At 62.0% G+C, this 20738-nt stretch carries 21 protein-coding genes; 6 read left to right on the top strand and 15 right to left on the bottom strand.

From position 1 onward, the window contains the following. The 3 genes from KI611_RS03555 to KI611_RS03545 are packed head-to-tail and all read left to right on the top strand — an operon-like array spanning position 1 to position 3073. Complete coding sequence (locus KI611_RS03555) at positions 1–855, top strand: cupin domain-containing carboxymuconolactone decarboxylase family protein (protein ID WP_226418455.1); 855 nt, start codon at positions 1–3, stop codon at positions 853–855. A gap of 27 nt (positions 856–882) precedes the next feature. Further along, positions 883–1965: an alpha/beta hydrolase gene (locus KI611_RS03550; protein ID WP_226418454.1), complete on the top strand. Its 1083-nt coding sequence runs from the start codon at positions 883–885 to the stop codon at positions 1963–1965. A 52-nt stretch (positions 1966–2017) separates the two neighbouring features. Continuing rightward, positions 2018–3073 carry an alpha/beta hydrolase gene (locus KI611_RS03545; RefSeq protein ID WP_226418453.1) on the top strand — a complete coding sequence of 352 codons (1056 nt, stop codon included), beginning with the start codon at positions 2018–2020 and terminating at the stop codon, positions 3071–3073. A 68-nt stretch (positions 3074–3141) separates the two neighbouring features. On the opposite strand, the gene KI611_RS03540 is transcribed toward KI611_RS03545, so the two are convergent. The 6 genes from KI611_RS03540 to rpe all read right to left on the bottom strand — a co-directional run bounded on the left by KI611_RS03540 (position 3142) and on the right by rpe (position 8823). Next, positions 3142–3477, bottom strand: a complete 336-nt coding sequence (locus tag KI611_RS03540; protein WP_226418452.1) for a hypothetical protein — start codon at positions 3475–3477, stop codon at positions 3142–3144. Between the two features lie 142 nt (positions 3478–3619). Then, a complete protein-coding gene (locus KI611_RS03535; protein WP_226418451.1) occupies positions 3620–4375 on the bottom strand; it encodes an alpha/beta fold hydrolase in 756 nt (251 codons plus the stop codon). Further along, complete coding sequence (locus KI611_RS03530) at positions 4372–5397, bottom strand: M14 family zinc carboxypeptidase (protein WP_226418450.1); 1026 nt, start codon at positions 5395–5397, stop codon at positions 4372–4374. The genes KI611_RS03535 and KI611_RS03530 overlap by 4 nt, the downstream gene beginning before the upstream one ends. 376 nt (positions 5398–5773) lie before the next feature. Continuing rightward, positions 5774–7246 carry an anthranilate synthase component I gene (trpE, locus tag KI611_RS03525; protein ID WP_226418449.1) on the bottom strand — a complete coding sequence of 491 codons (1473 nt, stop codon included), beginning with the start codon at positions 7244–7246 and terminating at the stop codon, positions 5774–5776. 122 nt (positions 7247–7368) lie between these two features. Further along, on the bottom strand, positions 7369–8049 hold the full coding sequence (locus KI611_RS03520; protein WP_226418448.1) for a phosphoglycolate phosphatase: 681 nt from the start codon (positions 8047–8049) through the stop codon (positions 7369–7371). A 66-nt stretch (positions 8050–8115) separates the two neighbouring features. Beyond that, positions 8116–8823, bottom strand: coding sequence for a ribulose-phosphate 3-epimerase (rpe, locus tag KI611_RS03515; RefSeq protein WP_226418447.1), 708 nt, complete (start codon positions 8821–8823; stop codon positions 8116–8118). A 40-nt stretch (positions 8824–8863) separates the two neighbouring features. Between rpe and apaG the strand changes: the two genes are divergently transcribed. After that, positions 8864–9247: a Co2+/Mg2+ efflux protein ApaG gene (apaG, locus tag KI611_RS03510; protein ID WP_226418446.1), complete on the top strand. Its 384-nt coding sequence runs from the start codon at positions 8864–8866 to the stop codon at positions 9245–9247. Further along, a complete protein-coding gene (locus KI611_RS03505; RefSeq protein WP_226418445.1) occupies positions 9244–9837 on the top strand; it encodes a class I SAM-dependent methyltransferase in 594 nt (197 codons plus the stop codon). Before apaG ends, KI611_RS03505 begins: the two co-directional genes overlap by 4 nt. Here KI611_RS03505 and ydiK read toward each other — a convergent pair. The 4 genes from ydiK to KI611_RS03485 all read right to left on the bottom strand — a co-directional run bounded on the left by ydiK (position 9793) and on the right by KI611_RS03485 (position 15910). Beyond that, positions 9793–10905, bottom strand: a complete 1113-nt coding sequence (ydiK, locus tag KI611_RS03500) for an AI-2E family transporter YdiK (RefSeq protein ID WP_226418444.1) — start codon at positions 10903–10905, stop codon at positions 9793–9795. The genes KI611_RS03505 and ydiK overlap by 45 nt on opposite strands. Then, positions 10905–12131 (bottom strand): bifunctional glutamate N-acetyltransferase/amino-acid acetyltransferase ArgJ, encoded by a 1227-nt coding sequence (gene argJ, locus KI611_RS03495; protein ID WP_226418443.1) that lies wholly within the window; start codon positions 12129–12131, stop codon positions 10905–10907. Before argJ ends, ydiK begins: the two co-directional genes overlap by 1 nt. A 47-nt stretch (positions 12132–12178) precedes the next feature. Next, a complete protein-coding gene (gene secA, locus KI611_RS03490) occupies positions 12179–14887 on the bottom strand; it encodes a preprotein translocase subunit SecA (protein ID WP_226419869.1) in 2709 nt (902 codons plus the stop codon). A gap of 102 nt (positions 14888–14989) precedes the next feature. Further along, positions 14990–15910, bottom strand: a complete 921-nt coding sequence (locus tag KI611_RS03485; RefSeq protein WP_226418442.1) for a M23 family metallopeptidase — start codon at positions 15908–15910, stop codon at positions 14990–14992. A gap of 10 nt (positions 15911–15920) precedes the next feature. Here KI611_RS03485 and KI611_RS03480 point away from each other — a divergent pair, with 10 nt between their 5' ends. Further along, on the top strand, positions 15921–16355 hold the full coding sequence (locus KI611_RS03480) for a DciA family protein (protein ID WP_226418441.1): 435 nt from the start codon (positions 15921–15923) through the stop codon (positions 16353–16355). On the opposite strand, the gene KI611_RS03475 is transcribed toward KI611_RS03480, so the two are convergent. The 5 genes from KI611_RS03475 to KI611_RS03455 form a co-directional block, all read right to left on the bottom strand. Further along, positions 16342–16530 (bottom strand): hypothetical protein, encoded by a 189-nt coding sequence (locus KI611_RS03475; RefSeq protein WP_226418440.1) that lies wholly within the window; start codon positions 16528–16530, stop codon positions 16342–16344. The two genes, KI611_RS03480 and KI611_RS03475, sit on opposite strands and share 14 nt — an antisense overlap. 6 nt (positions 16531–16536) lie before the next feature. After that, positions 16537–17451 carry a UDP-3-O-acyl-N-acetylglucosamine deacetylase gene (gene lpxC / locus KI611_RS03470; RefSeq protein WP_226418439.1) on the bottom strand — a complete coding sequence of 305 codons (915 nt, stop codon included), beginning with the start codon at positions 17449–17451 and terminating at the stop codon, positions 16537–16539. Positions 17452–17533: 82 nt separating this feature from the next. Next, complete coding sequence (gene ftsZ, locus KI611_RS03465; protein ID WP_226418438.1) at positions 17534–18721, bottom strand: cell division protein FtsZ; 1188 nt, start codon at positions 18719–18721, stop codon at positions 17534–17536. 35 nt (positions 18722–18756) lie between these two features. Beyond that, positions 18757–19986, bottom strand: coding sequence for a cell division protein FtsA (gene ftsA / locus KI611_RS03460; protein ID WP_226418437.1), 1230 nt, complete (start codon positions 19984–19986; stop codon positions 18757–18759). Between the two features lie 4 nt (positions 19987–19990). After that, on the bottom strand, positions 19991–20731 hold the full coding sequence (locus KI611_RS03455) for a cell division protein FtsQ/DivIB (RefSeq protein ID WP_226418436.1): 741 nt from the start codon (positions 20729–20731) through the stop codon (positions 19991–19993). Between the last annotated feature and the right edge of the window lie 7 nt (positions 20732–20738).

Genomic DNA, 20738 nt, shown 5'->3' with positions numbered 1-20738 from the left:
ATGAAACAAACACTCCTGCTGCTGCTATTGATGCCGGTCTTGTCACCCTCGTTTGCTGAAACCACCAGCATTGAGCCGAACACCGCTGCCATCGAAACGGAGCATGTTGTCGCGGCGACTATTTCGCGGAGCGCGTCGCGAACACCCTACAAGGCACCGCCCGAGCATTTCACCGGCACGGCTCGCGTGGCTCCGCTCTTTTCGCCGACTGCGCCGGCCAGGGCCTCGGCAGCCTACGTCACCTTCGCGTCAGGCGCACGCACCGATTGGCATACCCATCCCTTGGGACAGATGCTGGTCGTGACCGAAGGCAGCGGACTGATCCAGTTCTGGAATGGCCCCATTCAGCGCATCGAGCGCGGGGATGTGGTGTCGATCCCGCCAGGCCAAAAGCATTGGCACGGGGCGTCGGCGACAGCAGCCATGACCCACCTGGCCATCCAGGAGCAAGTCGATGGCAAATCGGTGGACTGGCAGGAAAAGGTCTCCGCTAACCAATATCGCAATACGCCTTCTGGCCAGGGAAGCGTCACCCCCTCCGGACAGCCCTCCCGTGCTCAGCAGTTGATGGGCGATTTCGCCCCGAAGCTGGCCGAGCTAACCGATAACGTGCTGTTTGCCGACATCTGGGAGCGTCCCGGGCTGTCGAAACGGGATAGAAGCCTGGCAACGGTCAGTGCGCTGATCGCACTGAATCGCCCCGACCAACTCCGCTCGCACCTTGCTCTGGCTATCCAGAACGGTCTAACGCGTGAAGAACTAGCCGAAGCGATTACCCATTTGGCTTTTTATTCAGGCTGGCCCAGTGCTGTCTCGGCGGTTTCGGTCGCCAAAGAAGTGCTGCCGGCCAAGTAACCCATTCAACCGAAGGAGTTTTCGATCATGACTTCAAACTGGCGAAAGAACGTGCTCGTCCTGGCAGGCTGCATGCTATTTACAGCCGGATTCTCGGTGGCAGCGCCGCAGAAGCCGGTTGCACCGTTGGCGATCCAGGAACAAGGCAGTTTCGCTGTGGGTGGAACGGTTGTTCAGAGCCCCGGCAGCTACGATCCGCTCAACCTGGCTTCCGGTGGTCAGACGCTCCATGGCGACCATGCCCGCGTGTTTTACCAAGTCCCGGTCAACTCGCGCAAATTGCCCCTGGTGATGTGGCATGGCTTCGGACAATCCACCAAGACCTGGGAATCGACACCGGATGGCCGTGAGGGCTACCAGAACATCTTTCTGCGTCGCGGCTTCGCCACCTATGTGCTCGATCAGCCCCGTCGCGGTTCTGCGGGGCGAAGCAGCATAGCCACAACGATCAGCGCCACGCCGGATGACCAGCGCTGGTTTGATACCTTCCGTGTCGGTATCTGGCCAAACTACTTCCCTGGCGTGCAGTTCTCCCGCTCACCGGAGGCTCTGGAGCAGTATTTCCGGGCAATGACGCCGGACACCGGCCCTATCGACACGAACCTGACCAGCAATGCCATCTCTGCCTTGTTCGACAAGATCGGTGCCGGCATCCTCGTGACTCATTCGCACAGTGGCGGCATGGGTTGGCTGGCCGCCATGAAGAATCCGCGCATCCGGGCCATCGTCTCCTACGAACCGGGGAGCGGCTTTGTCTTTCCGGAAGGCGAGGTACCGCCAGCGATGTCCAGTGCCGCAGGCACACTGGAAGGCAGCGGAATCCCGCAGGCCGAGTTCATCAAGCTGACCCGAATCCCCATCGTCATCTACTACGGCGATTTCATCCTCAAGGAACCCGTCGCCAATCCCGGTCAGGACGGCTGGCGCGTGCGCCTCGCCATGGCCAGACAGTGGGCCGATGCAATCAATCGCCATGGCGGGGATGCGAAGGTCATCCATCTGCCGGAGATCGGCATCCACGGCAACACACACTTTCCTTTTTCCGACCTCAACAATGTCCAGATTGCTGATCTGATGTCGCGATTCCTTGCCGAAAAGCATCTGGACTGAATTGCCCCCGGCTTCCAATTGAAACGACTTCGATTTTTCAGGAGTTACAAACATGAAATCCAGCTTAATTAAAGCAGCGGCAGTCAGTGTAAGCATCGGTGTTTTTTCGGGAGTTTCCATGGCTGCAGACTACAAACAAAATCCGTTCACGCTGGCCTACGAAGGCGCGATCACCGAAAACGTCAAAGGCAAAGTCAATATTCATCCCGTGAATTACAAACTGAATGGTCTTGATATTGCTGCCAACGTTTACACCCCGGCGAACTACAACCCTGGCAAGAAATATCCGACGATTGTGGTTGCCCACCCCAATGGTGGCGTCAAGGAACAAGTCGCTGGCTTGTATGCCCAGCGCCTGGCTGAGCAAGGCTATATCACCATCACGGCAGACGCGGCTTATCAAGGGGCGAGCGGCGGCATGCCGCGCAATGTAGACAAGCCATCCCGGCGCATTGAAGACATTCACGGCATGGCGGACTTCATCAGCCAGTACGCCGGCGCCGATGCAGCTCGCCTTGGCTTGCTCGGTCTCTGCGGTGGTGGCGGATATTCACTAAAGGCCGCACAAACCGACAAGCGCTTCAAATCCATCGCCACGTTGAGCATGTTCAATTCTGGTCTCGTGCGACGCAATGGCTACATGGATTCCCAACTGAACACGGTCCAGGAACGCCTGAAGCAGGCCTCTGACGCTCGCGCCCAGGAAGCCGCTGGCGGCAAGATCATCTATGCTGCCGACACCATGCTGACCGACGAGCAGATTGCCAAGTTGCCGTTCGATCTCTATCGCCAGGGCTTCGAGTATTACTGGAAGACACACGCGCATCCGAATTCGACCTTCCGGTACACGATGAGCAGCCTGCTCGAATTGATGAACTTTGATGCAGCCAGCAACATGGATTTGATCAATCAACCCTTGCTGATGATCGCTGGCAGCAAGGCCGATTCGCTGTACATGACGCAGAGCGCATTCAAGGATGCAGTCAATGCGAAAGACAAGGAACTGTTTTTGATTGACGGTGCGACCCACATTGAAACCTACTGGAAGCCGCAATATGTGAATCAAGCCATGGATAAACTGACTCGGTTCTATGGCAAGTCACTTTAACGCAGCTCTGCTGACCCAATAACTTGCTGCGACTACTATTCCGAAGGCAGCCCGGCCGGCAGGTCGAATCAAGCCTTGGCTTCGTGCGCCGCGCTGAGTTTTTCCGACACGAACTCGCCCCGGGCGGTGGAGTTGTTTTCCTGCTTGTTCAGCGTGCACCAGTCGAAGAACTCCTGCGGATCGATTTGGCATTCCAGGGCGAGCACGCCCGAGCGCTGGAAATTTCGCCGCGCCGCGACGGCCATCGCTTTCCATTTGGTGAATGACTCCTCGAAACATTCGGGGTCCACGGCCGTGGCTTTGACCTGGCCCCAGGTTTCCTCGGTGTACCAGGTCACGCCGATCACCAGCGACTGGCTGCGGCGCTTGGCTTTCAAGCTTTGGTAAAGGGTCGGTTTTCTCATCGGTAAAGTCCGTACTGGAGAGGGATAGAAGCGCCTGCCGCTGCGGGTTCGGACGTACCGGCCCAGGGCAGTACGTGATCGCGACAACCATTATGCTTGCCTGCCTCACCGGCCAACAACGATTTTTATCCGGCGGTTCGCCTCACGGCACCAGCGTCTGCGCCCAACTTCCGACCTGTCGGGCCACCCACGCTGCATCGTCGAGTGGCAAATCGTGGCCGGCCGTCGGATGTTCGGCAAAGGCTGTGTGCCAGCGCGCCGCCAGCCGGCGCGAACAACGCGGATCGACCAAACGGTCCTCAGCGCTGTTCAGAATCAGCACCGGCACTGGCGGCCCGGCGGCCGGTGCCGCATAACGGGCGGCGGCCAGCAACTGGCGCAGCGCATTGCCCGAGGAAACCGGGCTTTGCCGCGCATAGCCGGCCAACTCGGCCAGTTTTTCCGGCGCTACGGCATGGCGGCTGGTCAGATGCAGGACAGTCCTTTCGCGATACTCGGCATCCCGTTTGCGCAGCAGCAGATCGATCAGCGGCAAATAATTGCGCGGCTTGAGACGGTGGTAAAACGGGCTGAACGGCCGCAGGCTGGTGTTGATCAGCACGCAGCCGGCGACTTCGTCCGGGTGCCGCGTCGCCCAATCCACCGCGACCATGGCGCCGAGCGACATGGCGACGATGTAATAGGGCGGGGCAACCCGGCGTTCGCCCAGTTGGCTGCGGCAACTCTGCGCCATGTCGGCGACCTGCGTCGGACTCTGCTGGTCGTTCAGGCTGCCATTACCCGGCAGATCAAGCGCCAGAACCTGTGCCGCCGCGCACTCATGCTGCAGGAGTGCGGGGAAATCGCCCCAATGGCGGCTTTCCCGGGTCAGCCCGCGCAGCAAGATCCAGGTGCTCACAACCCGGCTTTCCAGTACCAGTGCTTGATCGCTTGCTGCCGATAGTCTTCGCGCTGCGCTTCGCCGGGCATCCACAGCCGGTGGCCGCAGGCCGCCCGGGCCAGGAAATCGAGCCAGTAAACATGGCGGCGCAAGACCCGCTGCTGGCGGTGCTCGATCAGCGGATTGAAGATGCCGTGGCGCGAAAACAGCTGCCGCGGATTTTTCTTGACCCAGAGCCAGGAGCCCATTTCCAGCGTCAGCGGCAGAAAAGTCAGCCCCGGTAGCGCGCAGGCCCGCTGATAGAGGTGATCCCACAGATCGCCATGGGCCAGGTACTGCCGGCTCTGCGGCTCGAAGACATAACGATGGTGAGGATGCGTCTGGTCGTAGATGCCCTTCAGCGCATGCATCTCGGGCAGATGGGCAATCGGCAGGGCGGTATGGGCATAGGGAAACCAGATGCGATCGTTGATGCCGAAGCCGGAATGGCAGTCGAGCGCGATGCCGAACTTGCGGCCGAAGAACTCCCTTTCCACGACGGCGCAGACCGCCTGATTCTCGACTTCCATCGGTCCGGCCAGCGGTCCCCGGTACCACGGCAAACGCGCGCTGATGCGCTGTCCGCCGAGCAGGAACGGCACGTCTTCACTAGCCTCCAGCGGCGAATTGCGCATCAGGTCGACGCCATTCGGATTGGCCCGCGTACCGCGCCACATGCCGCCCGGATTGACGATGGGCATGAAGACCAGGCGGACCGCTTCAAGCTGGCGATGCAGTTCGCTGTCCCAGGGCAGACGCTGGACCAGGCTGCGCAGATAGGCGAGGACGACGGCGCTGCCGATCCGTTCGAGGCCGTGAAAACCGCCGAAGAAGCCGACGACGGGAACACTCGGATCCGGATTACCGAGGGCGATGACATGCACCGGAAACTTCTGCGTCCCGACGCTCACCTCGCAGGCTACCTGCGTCTCGAGATGAGCCCTGCCATCGCGCATGATGGCTTCCAGTTCGAGCAATTCAACGAGTTCGGAGGGAGCCACGCCGTGCACTTGCGGATCGCCTTGAATGAGAAGAGATGGGGCTGGCGCGAGGCCGGCATCGCCAAGCCCCGCAGGTAACAAACCTGCAACAGGGGCTTAACATTTGCCTGCTATGTTAGTAGCCACCCCGTGGGCGAAGATGAATTTTTGATGACAACGCCCGGCTGACCAGGGCCGCTGTTGGCACCCGGCAAACTTCCGAGAGGACCGCGATGATGCCGACGATTATCAGAAAAACGCTGACCCACCCTGCCCTGGCCATCGGCAGCACGGTGCTCTGGGGGCTTGTCGAATTGCTGGCGCTGAACCGCTTTCGTCGATCCGGCCGGTGACCGCGCGGTCACCGACCTGATTCCGGCTGGCTAGCCGGCCGCACTCAGTCGCGCGTATCCAGCCCTTGCTCGGCCAGTTCGGCGGCACGCAGTACGGCGCGGGCCTTGTTCTGGGTTTCCACCCATTCCGAATTCGGGTCGGAATCGGCGACGATGCCGGCCCCGGCCTGGACGTGCAGCTGCTTGTCCTTGACCACGGCGGTACGGATGGCGATGGCCAGATCCATGTCGCCGTTGAAACCGAGGTAACCGACCGAACCAGCGTAGATACCGCGCTTGACCGGCTCCAGTTCGTCGATGATTTCCATCGCCCGCACCTTCGGCGCGCCGGACACGGTGCCGGCCGGGAAAGTGGCGCGCAGCACGTCGAGCGCATCGAGCCCCGGCTGCAGCTTGCCTTCGACATTCGAGACGATGTGCATGACGTGCGAGTAGCGCTCGACGATCATGTTCTCGGTCAGCTTGACCGTGCCGACCTTGGCGACCCGACCGCAGTCGTTGCGCCCGAGGTCGAGCAGCTGGGTGTGCTCGGCCCGCTCCTTCTCGTCGGCCAGCAGTTCGACGGCCAGCGCCGCATCCTCTTCCGGCGAGGCGCCGCGCTTGCGCGTGCCGGCAATCGGCCGGACGGTGACGCGGTCGCCTTCGAGGCGCACCAGAATCTCCGGCGAGGCGCCGACGACATGGAAGTCCTCGAAATCGAAATAGAACATGTAGGGCGACGGATTCAGGCTGCGCAGCGTGCGGTAGAGCGCCAGCGGGCTGGCCAGGAAAGGCTTGGTCATCCGTTGCGAGAGGACGACCTGCATGATGTCGCCTTCGGTGATGTACTGCTTGGCCTTGAGCACGGCCTTCTTGAAGGCCGCTTCGCCGACGACCGAGACCGCCGCCTCGGAATGGACCGGCTGCTCGGTGGGGATATTCACCGGCAGGCGCAGCTTGGCAAGCAGTTCCTTCAAGCGCGCCCTGGCTTTCTGATAGGCAGCCGGGAAGCCGGGTTCGGCATAGACGATCAGGGTCAGCTTGCCGGACAGGTTGTCGACGACGGCGATTTCTTCGGAGAGCAGCAGGCCGATATCCGGCGTGCCGATGTCGTCCGGCTTGTTGGTGCGGGTCAGCCGGGTTTCGACGTAGCGCACGGTGTCGTAGCCGAAGCAGCCGACCAGGCCGCCGCAGAAACGCGGCAGGCCGGACTGCGGCGCGGCGCGGAAGCGCTGCATGAACTTGCCGATGAAGTCGAGCGGATTGGTGTCGTCCTCACGCTCGGCGATGCGGTTGCCGGTCAGGACCAGCACCTGGTGGCCGGTGACGACGATGCGCGTCGACGAGGCCAGGCCGATGATCGAATAGCGGCCGAACCGTTCGCCGCCCTGCACCGATTCGAGCAGGTAGGTGTAAGGGCCGTTGGCCAGTTTCAGATAGATCGAGAGCGGCGTGTCGAGATCGGCAAACGTTTCCAGCGTAACGGGGATACGGTTGTAGCCTTGCGCGGCAAGCGCGTTGAATTCTGTTTCAGTCATGGGGAACCTCGAAAATGACAGGGGTGTTGCGTACTGGTGCATTGCGCCGCAAGGGCGCGCGAAGGGAGATCAGGGGCGCCAGCGACGCCAACCGTGCCATTCGTTCCAGATACGCAAAGGAGTCATTTTTTGTGGAGGTCTTTGAAAGTGAGCGCTTGCCGGTAGGCGGCAAGCAGATCGGATACTAGCGCATCGCAATCGGCACTGTCCACCGGCTCGCCCTCGTTGTAGCCGTAGGGTACGGCATAGGCCTGGCAGCCGGCGGCATGGGCGGCGTGGATGTCGTTCTTCGAGTCGCCGATATGCAGGTTGCGGTCCGGCCGCACATTGAACAGCCGGCAGGCATGCAGGATCGGCTCCGGATGCGGCTTCTTGTGGGCGGTGGTATCGCCGGAGACGATGACGTCGAAATAACCGGTCAGACCCATGCGGTCGAGCAGGGCTTCGGTGAACATCCCCGGCTTGTTGGTGACGACGCCCATTTTCAGGCCACTCGCCTGCCATGCCTTGAGGCCGTCGAGGACGCCCGGGTAGATCTGCGTCAAGCGGCCGTTGACCTCGGCATAGTGGCGCCTGAAGGACTCGATCGCGGCCTGCAACCGTTCGGCCGACGGCGGCTGGTCGTGCGTCAGGCAGCGTTCGACCAGCACAGCCATGCCCTTGCCGACGAAGCTGTGCACCTCGGCCTGGCTGCGCGGCAACTCGCCGGTCTCGGCGAGCATCAGCCGGCAGGCCTCGGCCAGATCGGCAATGGTGTCGAGCAAGGTGCCATCGAGGTCGAAGGTAACGGATTGGAAGTACATATCTAGTTGCCAGTCATTAGTTATGAGTAGTGGTTAGCGTTGCAGCGGCAAGAGTTTTGCTAACGACTAGCGACTAACGGCTAGCAACTCGGCGCGTAGCGCCGCAATGATTGAGTTGTAACGCTGCGGGTCGCTGTCCTTGCCGGCGCCATAGACGGCCGAACCGGCGACGAAGGCATCGACGCCGGCCCGGGCGATCTCGGCGATGTTGCCGACATTGACGCCGCCGTCGATCTCCAGGCGAATACGCCGGCCGCTTTGCTGCTCATAGGCATCGAGCCGGGCGCGCGCCTGTTTGGCCTTGGCCAGCGTGCCGGGGATGAATTTCTGCCCGCCGAAACCGGGATTGACGCTCATCAGCAGGATCACGTCGACCTTGTCGAGGACGTACTCCATATAGTCGAGCGGCGTCGCCGGGTTGAAAACCAGGCCGGCCTGGCAGCCGGCATCGCGGATCAGCGACAGGCTGCGGTCGACGTGCTCCGAAGCTTCCGGGTGGAAGGTGATGATGTTGGCCCCGGCCTTGGCAAAATCGGGAATGATGCGGTCGACCGGCTTGACCATCAGATGGACGTCGATCGGCGCACTGGTGCACGGCCGAATCGCCTCGCAAACCAGCGGCCCGATCGTCAAATTGGGAACATAATGGTTGTCCATCACGTCGAAGTGAATCCAGTCGGCGCCCGAGGCGATGACGTTGGCTACCTCTTCGCCGAGTTTGGCGAAGTTGGCGGAAAGCAGGCTCGGTGCGATGATGAAATCTCTGGCTGACATGACGCTTCCCTAATCAAGAAAAGATAGACGAAATTATCCCATGCCCGACTCCAACAAATACTGCATCGAAGTCCAACCGGTAGCGCAATTCATTCCCGACCAGTCCGATCCGGACGACAACCGTTACCTGTTCGCCTACACCGTGACCATCAAGAACATCGGCGAAGTGCCGGCCCAGCTGGTTTCGCGCCACTGGATCATCACCGACGCCCACGACGAAGTGCAGGAAGTCCGCGGCCTCGGCGTCGTCGGCAAGCAGCCGCTGCTCAAGCCGGGCGAGAGTTTCCAGTACACCAGCGGCTCGTCGCTGACCACCCCGGTTGGCACGATGAAAGGCACCTACCAGATGGTGGCCGAGGACGGCACGCATTTCGAAGCCGAGATTCCCGAATTCACGCTGGCCATGCCGCGCGTTCTGCATTGAGCCTGAAGCACAGCTACACGCTGATCGCGCCGTTCTACGACCGGGCGATTGCCGGTGCCACGCTGGCCGCTCGCCGGCGCAGCCTGGCCGCATTGAGCCCCGAAGCCGGGCGCGTGTTGCTGGCCGGCGTCGGCACCGGTCTCGACCTGCCCCACCTGCCGCCGCAACACCACTACGTCGGGATCGACCTCAACCGAGGAATGCTGGGCCGTGCTCTGCCACGGGCCGGACAAGTCGATTTCCAGCCGGTACAGGGCGATGCCCAGCGCCTGCCGTTCGCCGCTGGCGCTTTCGACATGGCGGTACTGCATCTGATCCTGGCCGTCGTGCCGGAGCCCGCCGACTGCTTGGCCGAGATTGCCCGCGTCGTTCGGCCGGGCGGGCAGGTGCTGGTGTTCGACAAGTTCCTCCGGCGCGGCCAGCCGGCGCTGCTCCGCCGCCTGATTAACCCGGTACTGCGCCGGGTGGCGACCCGGCTCGATGTCGTCTTCGAAGACCTGCTCGTCGCAACGCCGCAACTGGCGCTCGAAGACGATCAACCGGCCCTAGCCGGCGGGTGGTTCCGGATGCTCCGGCTGCGCCGCCTCTAGGACCGGCACTTCGTCCTTGCCCAGGGCGTCCTCGATCCACGCCAGCATCAGCGTGTAGGTCACGGCCAGCACGACCGGCCCGACAAAAATACCGATCAGGCCGAAGCCCAGCATGCCGCCGATGACCCCGGCGAAAATCAGCAGCAAGGGCAGGTCGGCGCCTTTCTTGATCAGCATCGGCCGCAGGAAGTTGTCGAGAGTCGCCACCACGACGCTCCAGACGAGCAGGAAAGTCGCCCAGCCGGTGTCGCCCATCCAGTACATCCAGCCGACGGCCGGGAAGAGGATCAGGCTGGGACCGATCTGGGCAATGCACAGCATCAGCATGACCGCCGAGAGCAGCGAGGCGAAGGGCACTCCGGCAATCGCCAGGCCGATGCCGCCGAGCACCGTCTGGACGATGGCGGTGACGCCGACGCCGAGGGCCACGCCGCGAATCGCCTGACCGGCCAAAATGATCGAGTTCTCGCCCCGCTCGCCGGCCAGTCGCCGGCCGAAACGGCGAGCCATCCGGGCTCCGCTCTCACCGCCGGAATACAGAATCGCGGCGATGGTCACGACCAGCAGAAACTGCAGCAACATGCCGCCCAGGCCGCCGACCTGAGTGAGCATCCACTTGCCGGTATCGGCGGCGTAGGGCGCGACCTTGGCAACCAGGCCGGCAGAACCGTCGCTCACCAGTTGCGTCCAGACGACCGCCAGCTTTCCGCCAACCAGTGGCAGGCCGGCTACCCAGTCGGGTGGCAAGGGCAGGCCGTTGGTGGCGACATTGCGGAAGGCTGCGGCCAGCTGCTCGGAATGATCGAAAATGGTATCGATGGCCAGCCACAGCGGGAGCACCAATAGCAGCAGCATGGCCAGCGTCATTAGCGCGACGGCCGGCGCCCGGCGCCCGCGCAGGCGCGCTTCCAGGCCAAGAAACAACGGCCAGGTGGCGACGACGATCATCGTCGCCCACACCGTGGCCGCGAGAAACGGCCGCAACACCCACAACGACAGGCCGATCAGCCCGAGGATGAAGAAAATGGCCAGGGTATTCCTGGCCAGGTCGCGGCGGATGTCGGTCATCAGCTGCGGTAGTCGGCGTTGATCTTCACGTAGTCGTAGGAGAAGTCGCAGGTATAAACAGTCGCCCGGGCCGCGCCGCGTCCGAGATCGACGCGTACCGTGATTTCGGCCTGGGCCATCACCCGCGCCCCGTCCTCTTCGACGTAGGCCGCGGCCCGGCCGCCGTTCTCGGCGACCAGCACGTCGTCGAGCCAGACCTTGACACCATCGACATCGAGATCGGCAATGCCGGCATAGCCGATGGCCGCCAGAATGCGCCCGAGATTCGGATCGGAGGCGAAGAAGGCGGTCTTGACCAGCGGCGAATGACCGATGGCGTAGCCGACCTTGCGGCATTCCTCAACGTCCTTGCCGCCTTCGACGGCAACGGTGATGAACTTGGTGGCGCCCTCGCCGTCGCGGACGATGGCCTGAGCCAGTTCGACCGAAACCGCGATGATGGCAGCCTTGACTTCGGCCCAGCCGGCATCGCTCGGGCTGGCAAAGCGGGCGCCAGACTGGCCGCTGGCGATCATCACCCAGGAATCGTTGGTCGAGGTGTCGCCATCGACGGTGATGCAATTGAACGAAGAATCGGCGGCTTCCTTGACCAGACTGTCGAGCAGCGGCTGGGCAATGCCGGCATCGGTCGCGAGGAAACCGAGCATAGTCGCCATGTTCGGCTTGATCATCCCGGCGCCCTTCGAAATGCCGGTGATGGTGACCGTCTTGCCGCCGACCACGAGCCGGCGCGAAGCGGCCTTGGCCACGGTGTCGGTGGTCATGATGCCGTGTGCCGCGGCGTGCCAGTTGTCGGCCTTCAGATCGGCCTGGGCGGCCGGCAGGCCGGCCTTGATGCGGTCGACCGGCAATGCTTCGAGAATCACCCCGGTCGAGAACGGCAGCACCTGCTCGGCGGCGATGCCGCACAGGGCGCCGACCGCCTCGCAGGTCGCTTGCGCCGCCTGCCGGCCAGGCTCGCCGGTTCCGGCATTGGCGATACCGGTATTGATGACCAGCGCCCGGATTTCCTGGCCGCCGGCCAGATGGTTGCGGCACAGCTGCACCGGCGCGGCGCAAAAACGGTTCAGCGTGAACACGCCAGCCACCGTGCAGCCGGCATCGAGCGCGACCAGCGTCAGGTCACGGCGATTTTTTTTGCGGATTTCGGCCTCGGCGACACCGAGGCGGACGCCAGCGACCGGAAAAAGCTGATCGGCGGCAGGGGTGGCGTAATTGACAGGCATTTCATTGCTCCAAAAGCATCAAGGCACCGCGTGGGTGCCTTGGGGGATCAGGACAGTTTTCCGTGGCACTGCTTGTATTTCTTGCCGCTACCGCATGGGCAGGGATCGTTGCGTCCGATCTTCGGCCCGGCGTTGGCCGGCTGCTGCGCTTCTCCGTCATCCGGACCGCCCAGCGCCTCGTCATAACCGGCGTGCTGATACTGGACGTTCTGCACATCGGCATGCGGCGCGGTTTCCTCGACGTCTTCCTGGGTCCGGATCTGCACGGTGAAGACGATGCGGGTGACTTCCTTGCGGACACGGTCAAGCAGGCCCTCGAACAGTTCGAAGGCTTCGCGCTTGTACTCCTGCTTCGGATTCTTCTGGGCGTAACCGCGCAGATGGATACCCTGGCGCAGGTGATCAAGCGCCGACAGGTGTTCGCGCCAGCTGGCGTCGAGGCTCTGCAGCATCACATTGCGCTCGAACTGATGGAAGCTTTCGGCGCCGACCATCTCGACCTTGGCCGAATAGGCTTCGTCGGCCCCCTGGATGATGCGGGCAAGAATTTCCTCGTCGGACAACGTCGGCTCATCCTTGAACCACTGGGCGACCGGGGCAGCGATCTGCAGGTCGGCGTGCAACGCCCGCTCCAGGCCTTCCATGTCCCACTGCTCCTCGACCGAATCGGCCGGCACATAAAGACGGAAGATCTCGGCGATAACACCGTGCCGCATGGCGGTGATGGTTTCCGAAATATCGTCGGATTCCAGCAACTCGTTGCGCTGCTGGTAGATCACCTTGCGCTGGTCGTTGGAAACGTCGTCATACTCGAGCAGTTGCTTGCGGATGTCGAAGTTGCGGGCTTCCACCTTGCGCTGCGCCGATTCCAGCGAGCGGGTGACGAGCGGATGCTCGATCGCCTCGCCTTCCGGCATTTTCAACTTGTCCATGATCGAGCGCAGGCGTTCGCCGGCGAAGATGCGCAACAAGGGATCGTCGAGCGACAGGTAGAAGCGCGAGGAACCGGCATCGCCCTGGCGCCCGGCGCGACCGCGCAACTGGTTGTCGATACGGCGCGACTCGTGCCGTTCGGAACCGATGATATGCAGGCCGCCGGCTTCCAGCACCTGGTTGTGCAGCTTCTGCCACTCTTCGCGCAGCGCGGCGATCTTCGCCTCGCGCTCGGCTTCCGGCAGCGACTCGTCATGCTTGATCGCCGACGTGGCTTTTTCGATGCTGCCGCCGAGCACGATGTCGGTACCGCGACCAGCCATGTTGGTGGCGATGGTGATCTGCCCCGGCCGACCGGCTTCGATGACGATTTCGGCTTCGCGGGCATGCTGCTTGGCATTGAGTACCGAGTGCGACAGCTTTTCCTTGTCGAGCAGCCCGGACAGCAGTTCCGAGGCTTCGATCGAGGTCGTTCCGACCAGCACCGGCTGACCGCGCTTGGCGCAATCCTTGATGTCGGCAATGATCGCCGTGTGCTTTTCGTCGGCCGTCTTGAAGACCAGATCGTTCATGTCCTTGCGGACCATCGGCCGATGGGTCGGGATGACGACGGTTTCCAGGCCGTAGATCTGCTGGAATTCGTAGGCTTCGGTATCGGCCGTGCCGGTCATACCGGACAGCTTGCCGTACATGCGGAAATAGTTCTGGAAGGTGATCGAGGCCAGCGTCTGGTTCTCTGCCTGGATCTGCACGCCCTCCTTGGCTTCGACCGCCTGGTGCAGACCGTCGGACCAGCGGCGCCCGGCCATCAGGCGGCCGGTGAACTCGTCGACGATGACCACTTCGCCGTTCTGCACGACGTACTGCTGATCCTTCTGGAACAGCGTCAGGGCACGCAGGGCGGCGTTCAGATGGTGCAGCAGGGAAATATTGGCGGCATCGTAGAGACCGCTGCCTTCCTTGAGCAGACCATGCTCGGCGAGCAGTTGCTCGGCATGTTCGTAACCGGATTCGGAAAGGTGGACCTGATGGCCCTTCTCGTCGACCCAGTAGCCACCCTCGCCATTTTCTTCGGCGGCGCGCGTCAGATGGGGAACGACGTCCTTCATCCGGACGTAAAGATCGGTGTGGTCTTCGGCCTGACCGGAAATGATCAGCGGCGTCCGCGCCTCGTCGATCAGGATCGAGTCCACTTCATCGACGATCGCGTAATTCAGGCTGCGCTGGACGCGCTCGCCGGCCGTGTAGACCATGTTGTCGCGCAGGTAGTCGAAGCCGAATTCGTTGTTGGTGCCATAGGTGATGTCGGCGGCGTAGGCGGCCTGCTTCGCCTCATGGTCCATCTGCGACAGATTGACGCCAACCGAGAGACCGAGGAAGCGATGCAGACGCCCCATCCATTCCGCGTCGCGGCTGGCCAGGTAGTCGTTGACCGTAATAACATGCACGCCCTTGCCGGAAATGGCATTGAGGTAGGCCGGTAGCGTGGCGACCAGGGTTTTGCCCTCGCCGGTCCGCATTTCGGCGATCTTGCCGTAATGCAGGACCATGCCGCCAACCAGCTGCATGTCGAAATGGCGCATGCCCAGTTCGCGCTTGCCGGCTTCGCGGACGACCGCAAAAGCTTCGGGCAACAGATCGTCGAGCGACTCGCCGTTGGCGTGGCGCTGGCGGAACTCGTCCGTCTTGGCGCGCAGCTGTTCGTCGGTCAGTCCCTGGAGCGCTGGCTCAAGGGCATTGATGCGCTTGATGGTCTGGGAATATTGTTTGATCAGCCGGTCGTTGCGGCTGCCGAAAATCTTTTTGAGTAGGCCGGAAATCATCGCGATCGAGTAGGTGGGCGCAGGGTGCGGCAAAGGCGGGATTCTAGCATGCCGCCCCGATACGACGACGACGACCTAAATCAAGGCATTGAGCCAAGCACCCTAGCGATGTTTGATTTGCGCAAATTCCTGCCCCTGCTTCAGAAACAGGGCCGGATTCTGGGCAACGCCGAGCATCCGTACTTCGAAATGCAGATGCGGACCGGTCGACCGGCCGGTATTGCCGAGTGCGCCGATCCGCTCGCCCCCCTTGACCATCCGGCCGGTCTCGACGTCAAGGCGCGACATGTGGGCATAGCGGGAAGTCAGGCCGGCGCCGTGATCGATGTCGACCATGTTGCCGAACTCCGGATGGTATTCGGCGGAAACGATCACCCCGTCGGCCGCGGCGACGATCGGCGTACCGGGAGGGGCAATGAAATCGATCCCTTCGTGCATCGCCCGCAAGCCGGCGATCGGATCTTGCCGGTAGCCGAACGGGGAGCCGAAAAAAGCGTCCTTGACCGGCAGCGTGGTCGGCAACAGGCGATCCTTCACTCGTTTTTCGAGCAGGCGGGCTTCAAGGAAACTCAACTCGTCGGTCTTGGTCTCGACGACAGCGGCCAGCCGGTTGATTTCCTGCTGCAATGCTTCGGTACTCAGCGGGGCGGGCAAAAATGGGCCGCCCTGGGCATCCTTCGCTTTCGCCGCCGGCGTCGGCGGCTTATCGCCAGCCAGTCCGGACAGGCGCTCACCCAGGCTGTCGAGTTGCAAAACCTTGGCCTGCAATTCGCCGAGGCGGGTTGCCATCAATTGGAGATTGTTGCTCAGATAGTCATGGACCTTCCTGGATTCCTGCTGCTGCAGGGAAAGCATCAGGTTTTCAACGATCGGCAAACGGAAATGGACAGACAGCCAAGAGATCAGGGCCGATGACGACAAGACCAGAATGAAAAAAGCGGCAAACACCATCAGCACGTGACGAGGCATAATGGTGATTGTTCGTGCCGCCTTCAAATGGCGCGAAACCAGAATAATCTGCACGGAACCTCCTATGTACAAAGGACCAGAGCAATATCTCGACAGCGATGCTGCCGCCGGCAAGCTGATGGTCCATGCACGGCTGTTGCTCAAGCTCTCACGGCGCTTCGAAGCGATTGCCCCGGCGGGGTTGCGCTACGCAGCTCACGTTGCGAATTACAAGTTGGGACAAATCGTTATCCACGCCGATAACGGCGCGGTCGCTACTAAGATTCGCCAGATGGGCCAGCGTTTGTGCGACGAGTTATCTAAAGGAGGACCGGAGTGTAACGGCCTGGACGTAAAAGTTCAACCCCGGCAAATTCCTTACCAATCAACAAGTTCAACCGTAAAACCGCTCTCGGCATCGGCTTGCCTGGTGTTGCGGGCGACTACCGACAGCCTGCCGAACGGTCCCTTGCGTGCCGCCCTCGACACCTTGTTGAAGCGCGCCGCTATACGGGAATGACGGCAACGCGCTCGATGATCATCAGGGCAAAAATGATCAGCGCAAAGACAATTCCGTAGCGAAGAAGTCGCCAGGAGAGCGCCAGATACCAGCGGTTGCCGCTCAGGGCATAGACCAGAAAACCGGCACCGATGGCCAGAATGAGGATGACTGCCAGCAGACGCAGCAGCCACATCGCCGTTTAGGCCGGCTGGTTGAGCCAGCGGGTAACGCCGGCCGGGGCGCGCTCAGCTTTTTCGAAGGTGACCAGCTCCCAGGATTCCTGGTGTTCGAGCAGTTCGCGGGCCAGTTGATTGTTCAGCGCATGGCCGCCCTTGTGCGACGAATAGGCGGCAAGCAGCGGGTGACCGAGCAGATAGAGGTCGCCGATGGCGTCGAGAATCTTGTGTTTGACGAACTCGTCGCCGTAACGCAGGCCGTCCTGGTTGAGGACACGGAATTCGTCGAGAACGATCGCGTTTTCCAGACCGCCACCGAGGGCCAGGCCGTTTTCCCGCAGGTATTCGACTTCCTGCATAAAACCGAAGGTGCGGGCCCGCGCCACTTCGCGGGTGTAGGACTGCTCGGCGAAATCGATTTCGGCTTTTTGCGCCGACTTGTCGATGGCCGGATGATTGAAAACGATGGAGAAAGCCAGACGATAACCGTCATAGGGCTCGAAACGCGCCCACTTGTCGCCATCGCGAACTTCGATGGGATGGGTGACACGGATGAATTTCTTGGCGGCGTTCTGTTCTTCGATGCCAGCCGACTGGATCAGGAAGACGAACGGTGCAGCCGAGCCATCGAGGATGGGCACTTCCGGCGCATCCAGATCGACCCAGGCGTTATCGATACCCAAGCCGGCAAAAGCCGACATCAGATGCTCGATGGTGCCAACCTTGACCCCGTCCTTTTCCAGACAGGAGCACATGCGGGTATCGCCGACCATGAAGGCGTCTGCGCGTATATCCAGCGGCTCGGGCAAATCGACGCGACGAAAGACGATACCGGTATCCGGGGCGGCCGGACGCAGGGCCATATTGACCTTGACGCCACCATGCAGGCCAACGCCGGAGGCGCGGATAATAGTCTTGAGCGTACGTTGCTTGAGCATGTAAGTGCTTGATTGATTGGGGAAGGCGTCACATTGTAACACAACGTGACGCCACCCTTTTTCAGAGAGAGTTTTTGTTACATCAATCCGCCTGCTTGCGCAGGAAAGCCGGAATGTCGTAACGGTCGACACCGCTGTTGGCCAGCGCTTCGACTGTCACATTGCGCTTGCGCACGACAGCCGGAACGTCGGCGATCTGGTTGTAGTCGATCGCCGGGCCGCTGGAGAAGCCGATGGCATCGTGCGTACCGGTGGCCTGCGCCTGGACGACCGGCGTGTTGATCACTTCGAAGGTCTGGCGGCCGCGCGCAGCGGCAGCCTGGCCGAGACCGGTGGCGACGACGGTGACGCGCAGCGCATCGCCCATCAGTTCGTCGTACACCGCACCGAAGATGATGTGTGCGTCGTCGGCCGCGAAGGCCTTGACGGTATTCATCACTTCATTGACTTCCTTCATCTTGAGGCCGCCCTTCGAGGCGGTGATATTGACCAGCACGCCCTTGGCGCCGGACAGGTTGACGCCTTCCAGCAGCGGCGAGGCAACGGCCTGCTCGGCGGCGATGCGCGCCCGGTCGACCCCGGCGGCAGCGGCCGAACCCATCATGGCGCGGCCCATTTCACCCATCACCGTGCGGACGTCTTCGAAGTCGACGTTGACCAGGCCCGGGTAGGTAATGATTTCGGCAATGCCGCCGACGGCGTTTTTCAGCACATCGTCAGCCGCCTTGAAACAATCGTCGACATCGGCATCGTCGCCCATGACTTCCATCAGCTTGTCATTGAGGATGACGATCAGCGAATCGACGTGCTTGGCGAATTCGGCGATGCCGGCTTCGGCCGCCTTCATCCGCTTGTTGCCTTCGAAACTGAACGGCTTGGTCACCACGCCGACGGTCAGGATGCCCATTTCGCGGGCGATCTCGGCGACCACCGGTGCCGCGCCGGTCCCCGTACCGCCGCCCATACCGGCGGTGATGAAGGCCATATGGGCGCCTTGCAGCGTCGCGCGGATGTCGTCGCGATGCGCCTGGGCAGCTTCCTGACCCTTTTCCGGTTTGGCGCCGGCACCGAGGCCGGTCTTGCCGAGCGACAGCTTGCTCGGGGCGGCATTGCGGCTGAGCGCCTGGGCATCGGTATTGGCGGCAATGAACTCAACGCCGTTCACGCCTTCGTGGATCATGTGCTCGATGGCATTGCCACCGGCCCCACCAACTCCGAACACCTTGATGATGGTGCCGGATTCCTCGTCTTTCTCGATAATTTCAAACATAACTACCTCCTCTGAAAAAACTGGTCAAAAACAAATCAAAAATTCTTGGCAAACCACGACTTCATGCCTTCGAAGACATCCATGAAGCCCTGCTTTTCCTGGATCTTCTGGCCCCGCTTGCGCTGCGCCTGGGCCTCGAGCAGCAGGCCGTAGGCCGCCGAAAAATGCGGGCTCTGCACGACATCGGCCAGACTGCCGGTGTATTTCGGGTTGCCGAGCCGGACCGGCATATGAAAAATTTCCTCGCCCAGCTCGACCATGCCCGGCATGACGCTGGCCCCGCCGGTCAGGACGATGCCCGACGACAGCACTTCCTCGAAGCCGGCCCGGCGCAGTTCGTTCTGGATCAACTCGTAAAGCTCTTCGACGCGCGGCTGGATCACATCGGCCAGCGCCCGGCGGCTCAACTTGCGGCTCGGCCGGTCGTCCACCCCGGCGACATCGAGACTGTCCGAGACATCGGCCAGTTGCGACAGCGCGCAGCCGTACTTGCACTTGATGTCCTCGGCTTCGCGGGTCGGCGTGCGCAGCGCCATGGCGATATCGTTGGTGACCTGGTCGCCGGCAATCGGAATCACCGAGGTATGGCGGATGGCGCCCTGCGTCCACACCGCGATGTCGGTCGTGCCGCCGCCGATGTCGATCAGGCAAACGCCAAGATCCTTCTCGTCTTCGGAAAGCACGGCGTAGCTCGAAGCCAGCGGCTGGAGCACCAGGTCGTTGACTTCCAGGCCGCAACGGCGGACGCACTTGACGATGTTCTGGGCGGCCGAGATGGCGCCGGTAACGATATGCGTCTTCACTTCGAGACGCATGCCGCTCATGCCGATCGGCTCGCGGATGCCGTCCTGGCCGTCGATGACGAATTCCTGGGTGAGGATGTGCAGGATTTCCTGATCGGCCGGGATGGGCATCGCCTTGGCGGTCTCGATGACGCGCTCGACGTCGCTCTGCGTCACTTCCTTGTCCTTGATCGCCACCATGCCGTTCGAGTTGAAGCTCTTGATGTGGCTGCCAGCAATCCCGGTGTACACATCCTTGACCTTGCAGTCGGCCATCAGCTCGACTTCCTGAATGACCCGGCTGATGGTGTGCACCGTTTCCTCGATGTTCACCACGACGCCCTTTTTCAGGCCGCGCGAATCCTGCGAACCCATGCCGATGACGTTCAATTGGCCTTCCTGGTTGATCTCGGCGACCAGCGCGACGATTTTCGACGTCCCGATATCCAGACCGACAACCAGATCCTTGTTATCCCTGCTCATATGCTTACTTCCCCTTCCCCTCGCTTGCGACTCGCATCGCAAAGCCATTCGGATACCGCAAATCCACCACGACCGGCCGGTTCGCCCGGTTGGCGACCATTTCCGGATAAACCTCGATAAAACGCTGCAACCGCACGCCGACCGGCGATTTCGGCTGCTCCCGCCCCATATCCACGAGCATGCCGCTCTCCAGCTTCAACTGCCAGGCCAGTCGTGGCGACAACAACAACTGCACCGGTCTTTCGTGCACCGCGCTGAAGCGGCCGACAAACTCGCCATAACGCGTCAACACCTCGGGCGCCGTGCCCTGCGGCCCGAACAGCAGCGGCAACGCCGCCGCTTCCTCGGTGGCCGCCATCGCGGCAAAGACCTCGCCGTAGCTGTTGACCAGTTCGCCGCGCCCGTCGCCCCAGCGCGCCAGCGGACGATGTTCCTCGACCTTCACTTCCAGTTGCGCCGGCCAGATCCGCCGTACTTCGACCTGACGCACCCAGGGCAGCTTTTCCAGCGCGCCGCGCACCGTCTCCAGATTCAGGCTGAAGAAATTGCCTTGCAGGGCGCCCGGCAAGGCCTGCTCCACTTCCTGCCGGCGCGTGTGCTGCAGCGGCTCGGCAAACACCACCTGGCGCACCGGCAGCGACGGCACCCGCGCCAGCCAGACCGCGGCGGCGGCCAGCAGCGCAGCCGCGGCGACCAGCATTAGCAGGTCGGCAATGGCGTTGAGCAGGTGCGGTTTGTTCCACATTCATCGT

This window comes from Dechloromonas denitrificans, from assembly GCF_020510685.1.
In the GTDB taxonomy this organism is placed as follows: Bacteria; Pseudomonadota; Gammaproteobacteria; order Burkholderiales; family Rhodocyclaceae; genus Azonexus; species Azonexus denitrificans_A.
Note: the sequence above shows the minus strand (reverse complement) of the source record. Positions and strands in the feature narration are given on the sequence as shown.

Bases quoted from the DNA above. Each gene is read 5' to 3' on its own strand.
- KI611_RS03555 (WP_226418455.1), top strand. From the start codon at position 1: ATGAAACAAACACTCCTGCTGCTGCTATTGATGCCGGTCTTGTCACCC.
- KI611_RS03550 (WP_226418454.1), top strand. From the start codon at position 883: ATGACTTCAAACTGGCGAAAGAACGTGCTCGTCCTGGCAGGCTGCATG.
- KI611_RS03545 (WP_226418453.1), top strand. From the start codon at position 2,018: ATGAAATCCAGCTTAATTAAAGCAGCGGCAGTCAGTGTAAGCATCGGT.
- KI611_RS03540 (WP_226418452.1), bottom strand. From the start codon at position 3,477: ATGAGAAAACCGACCCTTTACCAAAGCTTGAAAGCCAAGCGCCGCAGC.
- trpE (WP_226418449.1), bottom strand. From the start codon at position 7,246: ATGACTGAAACAGAATTCAACGCGCTTGCCGCGCAAGGCTACAACCGT.
- KI611_RS03520 (WP_226418448.1), bottom strand. From the start codon at position 8,049: ATGTACTTCCAATCCGTTACCTTCGACCTCGATGGCACCTTGCTCGAC.
- rpe (WP_226418447.1), bottom strand. From the start codon at position 8,823: ATGTCAGCCAGAGATTTCATCATCGCACCGAGCCTGCTTTCCGCCAAC.
- apaG (WP_226418446.1), top strand. From the start codon at position 8,864: ATGCCCGACTCCAACAAATACTGCATCGAAGTCCAACCGGTAGCGCAA.
- ydiK (WP_226418444.1), bottom strand. From the start codon at position 10,905: ATGACCGACATCCGCCGCGACCTGGCCAGGAATACCCTGGCCATTTTC.
- argJ (WP_226418443.1), bottom strand. From the start codon at position 12,131: ATGCCTGTCAATTACGCCACCCCTGCCGCCGATCAGCTTTTTCCGGTC.
- secA (WP_226419869.1), bottom strand. From the start codon at position 14,887: ATGATTTCCGGCCTACTCAAAAAGATTTTCGGCAGCCGCAACGACCGG.
- KI611_RS03480 (WP_226418441.1), top strand. From the start codon at position 15,921: ATGTACAAAGGACCAGAGCAATATCTCGACAGCGATGCTGCCGCCGGC.
- KI611_RS03475 (WP_226418440.1), bottom strand. From the start codon at position 16,530: ATGTGGCTGCTGCGTCTGCTGGCAGTCATCCTCATTCTGGCCATCGGT.
- lpxC (WP_226418439.1), bottom strand. From the start codon at position 17,451: ATGCTCAAGCAACGTACGCTCAAGACTATTATCCGCGCCTCCGGCGTT.
- ftsZ (WP_226418438.1), bottom strand. From the start codon at position 18,721: ATGTTTGAAATTATCGAGAAAGACGAGGAATCCGGCACCATCATCAAG.
- ftsA (WP_226418437.1), bottom strand. From the start codon at position 19,986: ATGAGCAGGGATAACAAGGATCTGGTTGTCGGTCTGGATATCGGGACG.
- KI611_RS03455 (WP_226418436.1), bottom strand. From the start codon at position 20,731: ATGTGGAACAAACCGCACCTGCTCAACGCCATTGCCGACCTGCTAATG.